Here is an 11,321-nt window from a genome sequence, read left to right as displayed (position 1 = left end):
TGCCGCGCGAGAGGCCGTTCGCCGAAGCAAGCGCGTCTCAGGCGCTGTAGTGGCCGGACTTGCCGCCGAGCTTCTCGACCAGGTGGATGCCTTCGATGCGCACGCCGCGCTCGACCGCCTTGATCATGTCGTAGATGGTGAGGCAGGCGATCGAGACGGCCGTGAGGGCCTCCATCTCGACGCCGGTCGGGCCCGTCACCTTCACGCTGGCCCGAACGAGGCAGCCCGGCAATTTCGCGTCAGGCTCGATGTCGACCGTCACCTTCGACAGCGCGAGCGGATGGCAGAGCGGGATCAGCTCCGATGTCCGCTTGGCGGCCATGATGCCGGCGATGCGCGCGGTGCCGAGCACGTCGCCTTTCTTGGCGTTGCCGGACACGATCAGGTCGAGCGTCGCCCTGGTCATGATGACGCGGCCTTCCGCGACAGCAAGCCGCTCGGTCGCGGGCTTGTCCGAGACGTCGACCATCCGCGCCTCGCCGGAAGCGCCGATATGGGTGAGGGCGGGGCCGGACTTGGATTTGGCTGGCTTCGTCTTGGCCGGCTTCGTCTTGGCTGGCTTGCGCGCCATATCAGCGCGTGCCTGTCGTGTTGCGCGCGAGCAGCGCGCGTGTCGCCGCAGTGACGTCGGCCTGCCGCATCAGGCTTTCACCGACGAGGAACGTCGATATGCCGGCGCGCTCGAGCCGGGCGAGATCTTCTGGCGTGAAGATGCCGCTCTCGCCGACCATCAGCCGGTCCTGAGGGATCAGCGGCGCCAGCGCCTCGCTGGTCGCAAGCGTCGTCTCGAAGGTGCGCAGGTTGCGGTTGTTGACGCCGATCATGGGCGACCGCAGCTTCAGCGCCCGTTCGAGCTCGGCGCGGTCATGGATCTCGATCAGCACGTCCATGCCATAGGCGATGGCGGCGTCTTCGATATCCCTCGCGGCGGCATCGTCGAGCGCCGCCATGATGATCAGGATGCAGTCGGCGCCGTGCGCGCGCGCTTCGACCACTTGATACGTGTCGAACATGAAATCCTTGCGCAGCACCGGCAGCGACGTTGCCGCGCGCGCCGCCACCAAGAAGTCGAGATGGCCCTGGAACGAGGGCGTGTCCGTCAACACCGACAGGCACGCCGCGCCGCCCGCCTCATAGGCTTTTGCGAGTGCCGGCGGGTCGAAATCGGCGCGGATGAGACCCTTGGAGGGCGAGGCCTTCTTGATCTCGGCGATCAGCGCGTAGTCGCCACTGGCAAGCTTGCTCTTGATCGCACGCAGGAAACCACGGGGCGCGGAAGCGGCCTTGGCTTGCGCCTCCACCGCCGACAAGGGCCGCGTACGCTTCGCCGCCGCGATCTCCTCGCGCTTATAGGTCTCGATCTTGGCCAGAATGTCGGACATGCGCAATTCAGCTGTTGGAGATTGTGACCAGGTGCTTCAGCTTCGCGTTGGCCGCGCCGCTGTCGATCGAGCGGGCGCCGATCGCGACGCCTTCCTTGAGGTCCTTGGCGCGGCCCGCCACGATCAGCGCTGCGGCGGCGTTGATCAGCGCCACGTCGCGATAGGGACTCGGCTTGCCGTCGAGCACGCTTTGCAGCGCGATCGCATTGGCATCGGCGTCACCGCCCCGGAGCGCGCCGGCCTCGCAAAGCGACAGTCCGGCCTCCTCAGGCGTCACCTCGAAATTCCGGATCTCGCCATTGTGGAGCGCGGAGACGAAGGTCGGGCCGGTGAGGGTGATCTCGTCGAGGCCATCGGAGCCGTGCACGACCCAGGCGGATTCCGAGCCGAGGTTCTTCAGCACCTGTGCGAGCGGCTGGACCCATTGCCTCGAGAACACGCCGACCATCTGCCGCTTCACGCCGGCCGGGTTGGACAGGGGGCCGAGCAGGTTGAAGATCGTGCGCGTGGCAAGCTCGACCCGGGTCGGGCCGACGTTCTTCATGGCGGGATGATGGGCGGGAGCAAACATGAAGCCGATGCCGCATTCGCGCACGCAGCGCCCGACCTGCTCCGGCTTCAGGTCGATCTTCACCCCGAGCGAGGCCAGCACGTCGGCGGCGCCCGAGCGCGACGACAGTGCGCGGTTGCCGTGCTTGGCGACCGGCACACCGGCGCCCGAGACGATGAAGGACGCGCAGGTCGAGACGTTGACCGAGCCGGAGCCGTCGCCGCCGGTGCCGACGATGTCGACGGCGTCAGGCGGCGCTGTCACGGTCAGCATCTTCGAGCGCATCGCGGAAACGGCGCCAGTGATCTCGTCCACGGTCTCGCCGCGCACGCGCAGCGCCATCAACAGTCCGCCCATCTGCGAGGGCGTGGCCTCGCCCGACATCATGGCGTCGAAGGCGGAAGCGGCTTCATCACGCGACAGGCTGGCGCCGGTCGCCACTTTTCCAATGATCGATTTCAGGTCGTCCATCGCGTGCTTTCAACTCACTGGTTCGCGCCGGTCACCTGCGCGAAGGCGGCCTGATTAATGGTGGTCCCGATGTCGGTTTCAAGCTTGTTGACGTAGGAGGCGACCTGCTCCTCGGTCTGGGCCCGGTCGAGGCTCTCCTTCAGCTGCTTGACCGCGTCGGAGGCGAAGTCGACCGCGGGATCCACAATGTCGGTGACGCGGAAGACGATCACCTCGCTGCCGCCGCTCACGGCCGTCTGTCCGACGCCGTCCTTGGCGGTGCGGAAGGCGGCCGACACGACGGTGGCGGGCACGCCGGCGGGCGAGTCATCGCGCTTGAAGCCGGCTGCGGTCTCCACCTTGGCGCCGACAGCGGCGGCCTCGTCGGCGAGCTTGCCGCCTGCTTCGAGCTTCTGCACCATCTCGGTCGCCTTGGCCTTCAGCTTGGCCGCAATCTGGTCCTGGCGCCAGCGCGCCTCGACCTGATCACGGACCTCGTCGAGATTGCGGTCGCGCGAGGGCGTGATGGCGAGCACGTCGTACCAGACATAGCCGCCCTTGAACGAGATTGCGTCGTTGTCGACCCCGACGTCGGTATTGAAGGCCTGCGACACCACGTCGAGACCCTGCGGGATATTGGCGACCGGCTGGCCGTTCGGGGCGCGGCCGGAACGGTCGACGGCGTCGATGGTCACGGCGGTGAGGCCGAGCTTCTGCGCCGCGTCGATCACGCTGGAGCCGCCGCCGCGCTCGTCTTCCATCTTGTCGCGGAGATCGGCGACCTTGACGCGCGCGCGCTCGGTCGCGATCTCGCGCTTGATGTCGCCGGCAAGGCTGGCGTAGTCCGCCTCTTTGCCCGGCTCGATCTTGTCGACCCTGACGATGGAGGTGCCGAGAGCGCCCTTGATCGGCTGGCTGATCTCACCGACGGGAAGTGCGAAGGCGGCGTCGCCGACCGCGGGATCGAGCGACGACTTGGTCACGAGCCCAAGGTCGACGTCGGAGGCACTCAGCCCGCGCTCCTTGCCGAGATCCTCGAACGACAGCCCGCCGGCGAGCCGCTCGCGTGCGGCTTGCGCTTCGGCGACGTTCGGAAACACGATCTGCTGGATCTGACGCTTCTCCGGCGTGCCGAGCCGGTCCTTGCGCTGCTCGAACACCTTCTTGGCGTCCTCGTCGGAGACCTCGGTCCATTTGCCGATCTCCTCCGGCGAGACCACGACGAAGGCGATCTTGCGGTATTCGGGCGCGCGGAACTGGACCTTGTGATCCTCGAAATAGGTGGCGAGGGCCTCAGGAGAGGGCGCGTCGATCTGGCCGGCTTGAGCTGAGTCGAGCTTGACGAATTCAATGGCGCGCTGCTGGTTCTGGTAGCGCGTCAGTACGTCGATCATGGTCTTCGGCGGCTCGATGCCAGCGCCGATCGTGCCGGTGATCTGGCGGCGCAGCGACACCTTGCGCTGCTCGGCGACATAGCGCTGCTCGGTATAGCCGAAATTGCGGATCACGGCCTGGAAGCGGTTCGCATCGAAATTGCCGCCGACGCCCTTGAAGTTGGGATCGTTCAAGATGACCTGGCGGATCTGGTCGTCGGTCTGGCCGAGCCCGAGCCGTCGCGCCTCTTCGTCGAGGGCGGCCTCCGCGATGGTCTGCTGGAGCACCTGGCGATCGAGGCCGAAGGCGCGGGCCTGGTCGGGCGTCAACGGACGGCCGAACTGGCGGCTGATCTGCTGCAGGCGGTCGGTGTAGATCTGGCGGAACTCGTTAAGCGAAATCTCGGTGCTGCCGACCTTGGCCACCGTGGACTGTCCAAAGCCCTTGAAGATGTCGGCGATGCCCCAAATGCCGAAACTGACGATCAACACGCCCATTACCACGGCCATAATGGTCTTGCCGAGCCAGTTTGATGAGGCCTTGCGCATTCCTCGAAGCATTTGGTCCAACTTGTTTGGTCAGGAGGGGAACGGAGCGCGTCTTAATGCAGATTCCGCAAAAGCGCGTCACCAAATTGATCAATCATCATAAAGTGGCGGCTTTCCCCCCGCAACCTCACGTCTCGCCGCCTCTCAAGACTGCGGTTAAAGGCCCCAAGGCGTTTTCCAGCGAAGTGGACCCGGTTCGCTTCAAGAAAACGCGTCAAAACAAGAATCTGGAACTGCCGCGACAGCTCTGCTAGCGCATCCACAAACCTCTTTTTGCTGGACCTTGGACATGACCGACACCATCCGACCGCTGATCGCGGGCAACTGGAAAATGAATGGCCTGAAGGCCCAGGCTGCCGAATTCGACGCCATGCTCAACGGTGCGGCAGAAGTGGCCGGCAAGGCCGACCTGCTTGTTTGCCCCCCGGCGACCCTGGTCGCCGCCTTCGCCGACAAGGTGCGGGGCAAGAAGGTCGCGGTAGGAGCCCAGGACTGCCATCCCAAGGCCTCCGGCGCCCATACCGGCGATGTCGCCGCCGAAATGCTGGTGGATGCGGGTGCCACCGCCATCATCGTCGGCCATTCCGAGCGCCGCGCCGACCACGGCGAGGGCGATGCTCTGGTCCGCCAGAAGGCCGAGGCCGCCTGGCGCGCCGGGGCGACGGCGATCGTCTGCATCGGCGAGACGCAGGGCCAGCGCGATGCCGGGCAAACCCTGGACGTCCTGCGTGGCCAGCTCGACGGCTCACTGCCAGACGGATCCACCGCAGCAAATCTGGTCGTGGCCTACGAGCCGGTCTGGGCGATCGGCACCGGGCTGACGCCGACAGCCAAGGATGTCGAGCAGATTCATGGCTTTATCCGGGAACTCCTGATCTCCCGGTTCAAAGACGAAGGTGCCAGAATGCGCATCCTCTACGGCGGATCGGTGAAGCCCTCGAATGCGGCCGAGCTGATGGCGGTGAAAAACGTCGACGGTGCGCTGGTCGGCGGCGCCAGCCTGAAAGCGGCCGATTTCCTTGCGATCGCCAAAGGCTGTCCTAACTAACTAAGCGCTGCCCCAGCTCGTTCAAACCCTTGGTTCGGATCCGATCGGGGGTGGCAATACCCCTCCCGATCGTGTAACACCGCGCAACTTCAGGAAAACCCGCGAAGCGCGATCGGCCGCCGTCAGGCGCCGTCCGCTTGTGAAGGATACTATGCAGACCGTTGTCATCGTCATCCACCTCATGATCGTTGCCGTCATGATCGGCACCGTCCTGCTCCAGAAGTCGGAAGGCGGCGGGCTCGGCATGGGCGGAGGCGCCGGCTTCATGTCGAGCCGTGGCACTGCGAATCTTCTGACGCGGACCACCGCGATCCTGGCCGTCGGCTTCTTCCTCACCAGCCTGTTCCTGTCCTGGTACGCCGGCTACGACCGCAAGCCGTCATCGATCATCGGCCAGCCGTCGCAGACCCAGCCGGCCGGCGGATCGCCGATCGCGCCGCCGACCTCGGGCGGCATCCTGGACTCGCTGAAGAAGGCCGACGAGCAGCAGCAAAACCAGGCGCCATCAGGTCCGCAGGTACCGCGCTCGCAATAAAGCAGGGGGGCCATGCAGGCCGGCTGCTACCGTCCTGCATCAACAATCCCCATCAAGGCACTGTCACCACTCTTAGTTCTGGCTCACCCACAGGCCCGCAAAATCTTTGGGGCGGAATACGAATCGCTTTGGCGAATCGAATTCGAGGGATTAGAGGTTAAGTCCCATGGCGCGGTACATATTCATCACCGGCGGCGTGGTTTCTTCGCTCGGCAAGGGTTTGGCTTCAGCGGCACTCGGTGCCCTGTTGCAGGCCCGGGGCTACAAGGTCCGCCTCCGCAAGCTCGACCCCTATCTCAACCTCGATCCCGGAACGATGTCGCCGTACCAGCACGGCGAAGTGTTCGTGACCGATGACGGCGCGGAGACCGATCTCGATCTCGGTCACTACGAGCGCTTCACCGGGCGGCCGGCGACCAAGGCCGACAACATCACGACGGGGCGCATCTACCAGGACATCATCTCCAAGGAGCGCCGCGGAGACTATCTCGGCGCGACCATCCAGGTGGTTCCGCACGTCACCAACGCCATCAAGGAATTCGTCCTCGACGGCAATGACGACTACGACTTCGTGCTGGTCGAGATCGGCGGCACCGTCGGCGACATCGAGGGGCTGCCGTTCTTCGAGGCGATCCGCCAGCTGAAGAACGAGCTGCCGCGCGATCACGCCGTCTATATCCACCTCACGCTGCTGCCCTATATCCCGAGCGCCGGTGAGCTGAAGACCAAGCCGACGCAGCACTCGGTGAAGGAGCTGCGCTCGATTGGCATCCAGCCGGACATCCTGCTCTGCCGCACCGACCGCGAGATCCCGAAGGAAGAGCGGCGCAAGCTCGGGCTGTTCTGCAACGTGCGCGAAAGCGCCGTGATCGAGGCGCGCGACGCAGACAGCATTTACGCCGTACCCGAGGCCTATCACAACGCAGGCCTCGACGACGAAGTGCTCGCCGCCTTCGGTATCGAATCGCGGATCCCGCCTGTGCTCAAGAGCTGGCAGCAGATCAACGAACGCATCCGCAATCCCGAGGGCGACGTCACCATCGCCATCGTCGGCAAATATACCGGCATGAAGGATGCGTATAAGTCGCTGATCGAGGCGCTCTCGCATGGCGGTATCGCCAACAAGGTCAAGGTCAATCTCGACTGGATCGAGAGCGAGATCTTCGAGAAGGAGGATCCGGCGCCGTTCCTCGAGCACGTCAACGGCATCCTGGTGCCCGGCGGTTTCGGCCAGCGCGGCGCGGAAGGAAAGATCAAGGCGGCGCAGTTCGCGCGCGAGCGCGACGTTCCCTATTTCGGCATCTGCTTCGGCATGCAGATGGCGGTGATCGAAGCCGCGCGAAACCTCGTCGGCATCGAGAATGCCAACTCCACCGAATTCGGTCCGACCGAGGAGCCGCTGGTCGGCCTGATGACGGAATGGCTGCGCGGCAACGAGCTCGAGAAGCGCTCGCAAGTCGGCGACCTCGGCGGCACGATGAGGTTGGGCGCCTATCCCGCGACCCTGAACCGCGGCAGCCGCGTCTCGCAGGTCTATGGCGGCGCGACCGAAATCTCCGAGCGTCACCGCCATCGCTACGAGGTCAACACCGCCTACAAGGATCGCCTCGAGCAGCACGGCCTGAAATTCTCAGGGCTCTCGCCCGACGGCGTGCTGCCTGAAATCGTCGAGTACGAGGATCATCCCTGGTTCATCGGCGTCCAGTTCCACCCCGAGCTGAAGTCGCGCCCGTTCGAGCCGCATCCGCTGTTTGCCTCGTTCATCGAGGCGGCGGCGAAGCAGAGCCGGCTGGTGTAGCGCGCTCTGGGCCTTTGACGATCGCGCCGTTTGTTGCGACAACTCCCTGCCGCAAGAACAACAATGCAGGGAGTGAACTCCGATGATCTACGAAATGCGTCAGTATCGCTGCGTGCCCGGCCGTCTGCCGGCGCTGCTGAAGCGCTTTGACACGGTCACGCTGAAGATCTGGGAGAAGCACGGCATCAAGCAGGCCGGCTTCTTCACGACGCTGATCGGTGAATCCAACCAGGAGCTCACCTATTTCCTGGCGTGGGAGTCGCTCGCCGAGCGCGAGAAGAAGTGGGGCGCGTTCATGACCGATCCGGACTGGCTCGAGGCGCGCGCCAAGTCGGAAGCGGACGGCCAGATCGTCGCCAACATCGTCAGCCAGATCCTGGCGCCGACCGCCTTCTCCTCGGTTAAGTAGCGCTGCCTGCCGCAGCGGAGAACCCTGGCGCAACCCTGATATTCGAACGGCCCGGGCGGAAGAGGGTTGATCCGACCCTCATCACGGCTATGGTCGCGCCGAAACGAGGGATTTGCCTTGAGCTCTTCGAATTCAGCGGCGCCGGTCGTCACCATTGGCTCGGTCAAGTTCGGCAACGATCTGCCGATCTCGATCATTGCTGGACCCTGCCAGCTCGAGAGCCGCCAGCATGCGCTGGAGGTGGCCTCCGCGCTGAAGGAGATCGCCGCGCGGCTGAACATCGGCCTCGTCTACAAGACCTCCTTCGACAAGGCCAACCGCACCAGCGCGTCGGCGGCGCGCGGGCTTGGCCTCGCCCAGTCGCTGCCGATCTTCGCCGAGATCCGATCATCGCTCGGCCTGCCGGTGCTGACCGACGTGCACGAGGCCACGCAATGCGCCGCGGTGGCGCAGGCCGTGGACATCCTGCAGATCCCTGCGTTCCTGTGCCGGCAGACCGATCTCCTTCTGGCCGCGGCCGCAACCGGCAAGGTCGTCAACGTCAAGAAGGGCCAGTTCCTGGCGCCCTGGGACATGGCCAATGTCGTGAGCAAGATCACCGGCGCCAACAATCCCAACGTGCTCGTCACCGAACGCGGCGTGTCCTTCGGCTACAACACGCTGGTCTCCGACATGCGCGCACTGCCGATCCTGGCGCGCACCACCGGTGCGCCCGTGATCTTCGACGCCACCCATTCGGTGCAGCAGCCGGGCGGGAAGGGGACCTCTTCGGGCGGCGAGCGGGAATTCGTGCCGGTGCTCGCACGCGCGGCCGTTGCGGTCGGCGTTGCCGGCGTCTTCATCGAGACCCACCCTGATCCCGACCACGCGCCCTCGGACGGACCCAACATGGTGCCCCTGCGCGAGTTCGAGGCGCTGATCGCCAGACTGATGGCGTTCGACGCGCTCGCCAAAGAATCTACCAAAGCCGGCCCGCGCTGATGCAGGAAGGCGAGGCGCGGCCACACGATCACGGCTTGCCGCCAGCGCTCTATGTCATATCAGGCGCGAGCTTCGCCGCTGCACTCTCGGCACGTGCGCTCGATCCGGTGCTGCCGCACGTCGCCGAGGATTTTGGCGTCAGCATCGCCACTGCCGCGGGCTTTGCCGCGGTGTTCGCCTTTACCTTCTCGATCATCCAGCCGATCATCGGCGCCGCCGCCGATCTGTTCGGCAAGACGCGGCTGATGATCGGCTGCCTCGCGCTGCTCGGCCTTGCCAACATCCTGGGCGCGCTATCGTCCTCGTTCTCGGTTTTGTTCGCGACCCGCATTCTCGCCGGCATCGGCTCCGGCGGCGTGTTTCCGGTGGCGCTGAGCCTCACCAGCGATCTCGTCGGGCCCGACAAACGCCAGGTCGCGATCAGCCGCACGCTCGCCGGCGCCATGACCGGCAATCTGCTCGGCGCCTCGGCGTCCGGCCTGATCGGCGATTTCCTCGGCTGGCGCGGCGTGCTGGCAGTGCTCGGCGCGCTCGTGATCGTCGCCTCGATCGCCGTTGCGGCCGGCTTCCGCGGCGCCAAGGTCAAGCATACGCCGAAGACGAGCCTGTCGGCGCTGAAGGCCGGCTATCGCACCATCTTCACCAATCCGAATGCCTATGTCTGCTACTCGGCGGTGTTCATCGAAGGCTGCTGCGTGCTCGGGCTGTTTCCCTACATCGCTTCGTTCCTGTTCGAGCTCGGCCAGACCTCGCTGTCGATCGCCGGAATCGTCATCGCCGGCTTTGCCGTCGGCGGCCTGTTCTACACGCTGACGGTGTCGCGCCTGCTGCCTTGGCTGGGCGTGAAGGGTATGATGATCGCGGGCATGACGCTGGTGGCCTCGCAGCTCGTCGCCGTGGCCTTCGGCCCGCGCTGGGAAGTTCAGGCGCTGAACCTCGTCGTCATGGGCTGGGGGTTCTACATCGCGCATGGCTGTCTCCAGGTGTTTGCCAGCGAGCTCTCGGTCGAGGCGCGCGCCACCGCGCTGTCGTTGCATTCGTTCTTCTTCTTCATGGGGCAGACCGTGGGACCGCTCGCCTACGGCTTCGGCCTCCAGCACGGCGGCAAGGTGCCGACGCTGCTCGTGAGCGCCGCGATCATGGTGGTGCTGGGCCTCGTCTGCGCCCGACTGCTCAAGCAGCGCGCGCCGGCGGACGCGCGCAACTGACGGACAGCGACACGAGACTAGCTCAAGCAGTTCTTGCGATACTCGGCCGGCGTGACGTTCATGTGTCTGCGGAAAATCCGATTGAGATGGCTTTGATCGGAAAATCCGCTCAAGAGCGCAATTTCTTTCAGGGCGAGCCGATCCTTGCGCAGAAATTGGCAGGCGCGCTCCACCTTGCGGCTCAGGACGTAGGCATGCGGGCGCATGCCATAGTGCACCTGGAACTTGCGCGCGAACTGCACCGGCGAGCAGTTGCAGATATTGGCCAGTTCCTCGAGCGTGATGTTCCTGGAGATGTTCTGCTCGACATAGTCCTGGATCAGCCTTGCATGCGCTGGCCTGAAGCGCCCCTGCGAGCAGGGCAGCTTGAATTCCACCGAGGCATAGTTTCGCAAGATGTGCACGCTCGCCTGAAGTGCCAGCGCATCGTAGCAGAGCCGGCCGCCCGGACCGCCTTCGGACACCTCCTGCACCATTCGGTCGCCGATCCAGGTTAGCACCGGGTCTTCGATCTTGAGCAGATCGTGGAGCTCGACGCCTTCTGAGTCGCGGTCGAATGCCTCGCTCGCGGTCTTCGTCATCAGGCCCGGCGAGATGTAGAGATGGCTGACCTCGAGGTCATTGCTCCAGCGCCAGTTCGAAGGCTCCGCGCGTGTCAGCAGGGTTGTGACGCCGCGTCCGACGTGATCCTGCTTCCAGGCGCCGGTGACGCGGCGGTTCATCGACGTTGTGCCTTCGCGATAGACGACAATCAGGAAGTTCTCCGACGGCGGCACCCAGATGTCGGACGGCGCATAGCGGAAGACGCGCAGCCTAAAGTCAGCCTTGCCTACCGCGGAACTGTCCAGCATCAATTGGCCGGGAGCGTAGCGTGGCAGCTCCTCGACCGTGATGAATTGGCCCATCGCGTGAGACTCCTTCCCTGAATTGTAAGGCGCGTTGACCGCTTCTGCTTCTCATTGGCCGTACGGCGGAGACGAGCATAAGCCGGTTTTGCCATTTGCCAAGCGAGCCGCGTTGCCGAACTGCAGGACCGGC

The 11,321-nt window shown here is 65.0% G+C and carries 12 protein-coding genes; 7 read left to right on the top strand and 5 right to left on the bottom strand.

Features of this window, described 5'->3' with window-relative positions; translation table 11 throughout:
• Positions 1-37: 37 nt before the first annotated feature.
• The 4 genes from moaC to ACSHT2_RS04475 are packed head-to-tail and all read right to left on the bottom strand — an operon-like array spanning position 38 to position 4,316.
• Positions 38-571 (bottom strand): cyclic pyranopterin monophosphate synthase MoaC, encoded by a 534-nt coding sequence (moaC, locus tag ACSHT2_RS04490; protein ID WP_440640551.1) that lies wholly within the window; start codon positions 569-571, stop codon positions 38-40.
• A gap of 1 nt (position 572) precedes the next feature.
• Positions 573-1,382: an indole-3-glycerol phosphate synthase TrpC gene (gene trpC / locus ACSHT2_RS04485; protein ID WP_440640550.1), complete on the bottom strand. Its 810-nt coding sequence runs from the start codon at positions 1,380-1,382 to the stop codon at positions 573-575.
• Between the two features lie 7 nt (positions 1,383-1,389).
• Entirely contained in the window at positions 1,390-2,403 is a 1,014-nt protein-coding gene (trpD, locus tag ACSHT2_RS04480; RefSeq protein ID WP_440640549.1) for an anthranilate phosphoribosyltransferase, read from the bottom strand.
• Between the two features lie 14 nt (positions 2,404-2,417).
• Positions 2,418-4,316 carry a SurA N-terminal domain-containing protein gene (locus tag ACSHT2_RS04475; RefSeq protein WP_440640548.1) on the bottom strand — a complete coding sequence of 633 codons (1,899 nt, stop codon included), beginning with the start codon at positions 4,314-4,316 and terminating at the stop codon, positions 2,418-2,420.
• A gap of 44 nt (positions 4,317-4,360) precedes the next feature.
• Here ACSHT2_RS04475 and ACSHT2_RS04470 point away from each other — a divergent pair, with 44 nt between their 5' ends.
• The 7 genes from ACSHT2_RS04470 to ACSHT2_RS04440 all read left to right on the top strand — a co-directional run bounded on the left by ACSHT2_RS04470 (position 4,361) and on the right by ACSHT2_RS04440 (position 10,283).
• Positions 4,361-4,558 carry a hypothetical protein gene (locus tag ACSHT2_RS04470; RefSeq protein WP_440640547.1) on the top strand — a complete coding sequence of 66 codons (198 nt, stop codon included), beginning with the start codon at positions 4,361-4,363 and terminating at the stop codon, positions 4,556-4,558.
• A 35-nt stretch (positions 4,559-4,593) separates the two neighbouring features.
• Complete coding sequence (gene tpiA, locus ACSHT2_RS04465; protein WP_440642766.1) at positions 4,594-5,352, top strand: triose-phosphate isomerase; 759 nt, start codon at positions 4,594-4,596, stop codon at positions 5,350-5,352.
• A 151-nt stretch (positions 5,353-5,503) separates the two neighbouring features.
• Positions 5,504-5,887: a preprotein translocase subunit SecG gene (gene secG / locus ACSHT2_RS04460; protein WP_124158131.1), complete on the top strand. Its 384-nt coding sequence runs from the start codon at positions 5,504-5,506 to the stop codon at positions 5,885-5,887.
• A 166-nt stretch (positions 5,888-6,053) separates the two neighbouring features.
• The gene (locus ACSHT2_RS04455; protein ID WP_440640546.1) at positions 6,054-7,685 is read left to right on the top strand and encodes a CTP synthase; all 1,632 of its coding nucleotides are present in this window, start codon (positions 6,054-6,056) and stop codon (positions 7,683-7,685) included.
• 82 nt (positions 7,686-7,767) lie between these two features.
• Complete coding sequence (locus tag ACSHT2_RS04450; protein WP_440640545.1) at positions 7,768-8,094, top strand: NIPSNAP family protein; 327 nt, start codon at positions 7,768-7,770, stop codon at positions 8,092-8,094.
• A 117-nt stretch (positions 8,095-8,211) separates the two neighbouring features.
• Complete coding sequence (gene kdsA / locus ACSHT2_RS04445) at positions 8,212-9,075, top strand: 3-deoxy-8-phosphooctulonate synthase (protein WP_440640544.1); 864 nt, start codon at positions 8,212-8,214, stop codon at positions 9,073-9,075.
• Positions 9,075-10,283: an MFS transporter gene (locus ACSHT2_RS04440; RefSeq protein ID WP_440640543.1), complete on the top strand. Its 1,209-nt coding sequence runs from the start codon at positions 9,075-9,077 to the stop codon at positions 10,281-10,283. Before kdsA ends, ACSHT2_RS04440 begins: the two co-directional genes overlap by 1 nt.
• Before the next feature lie 17 nt (positions 10,284-10,300).
• Here ACSHT2_RS04440 and ACSHT2_RS04435 read toward each other — a convergent pair whose 3' ends face one another.
• A complete protein-coding gene (locus tag ACSHT2_RS04435) occupies positions 10,301-11,188 on the bottom strand; it encodes a helix-turn-helix domain-containing protein (protein ID WP_440640542.1) in 888 nt (295 codons plus the stop codon).
• Between the last annotated feature and the right edge of the window lie 133 nt (positions 11,189-11,321).

Origin of the sequence: Bradyrhizobium sp. PUT101 (assembly GCF_052043945.1) — a bacterium.
In the GTDB taxonomy this organism is placed as follows: Bacteria; Pseudomonadota; Alphaproteobacteria; order Rhizobiales; family Xanthobacteraceae; genus Bradyrhizobium.
The sequence above is the reverse complement of the archived record's forward strand: the minus strand, read 5'-3'. Positions and strand labels throughout refer to the sequence as shown.

Coding starts and splice junctions, on each gene's coding strand:
- ACSHT2_RS04440 (WP_440640543.1), top strand. CDS start 9,075: ATGCAGGAAGGCGAGGCGCGGCCACACGATCACGGCTTGCCGCCAGCG.
- tpiA (WP_440642766.1), top strand. CDS start 4,594: ATGACCGACACCATCCGACCGCTGATCGCGGGCAACTGGAAAATGAAT.
- ACSHT2_RS04475 (WP_440640548.1), bottom strand. CDS start 4,316: ATGCTTCGAGGAATGCGCAAGGCCTCATCAAACTGGCTCGGCAAGACC.
- ACSHT2_RS04470 (WP_440640547.1), top strand. CDS start 4,361: ATGCAGATTCCGCAAAAGCGCGTCACCAAATTGATCAATCATCATAAA.
- trpD (WP_440640549.1), bottom strand. CDS start 2,403: ATGGACGACCTGAAATCGATCATTGGAAAAGTGGCGACCGGCGCCAGC.
- secG (WP_124158131.1), top strand. CDS start 5,504: ATGCAGACCGTTGTCATCGTCATCCACCTCATGATCGTTGCCGTCATG.
- ACSHT2_RS04450 (WP_440640545.1), top strand. CDS start 7,768: ATGATCTACGAAATGCGTCAGTATCGCTGCGTGCCCGGCCGTCTGCCG.
- trpC (WP_440640550.1), bottom strand. CDS start 1,382: ATGTCCGACATTCTGGCCAAGATCGAGACCTATAAGCGCGAGGAGATC.
- moaC (WP_440640551.1), bottom strand. CDS start 571: ATGGCGCGCAAGCCAGCCAAGACGAAGCCGGCCAAGACGAAGCCAGCC.
- ACSHT2_RS04435 (WP_440640542.1), bottom strand. CDS start 11,188: ATGGGCCAATTCATCACGGTCGAGGAGCTGCCACGCTACGCTCCCGGC.
- ACSHT2_RS04455 (WP_440640546.1), top strand. CDS start 6,054: ATGGCGCGGTACATATTCATCACCGGCGGCGTGGTTTCTTCGCTCGGC.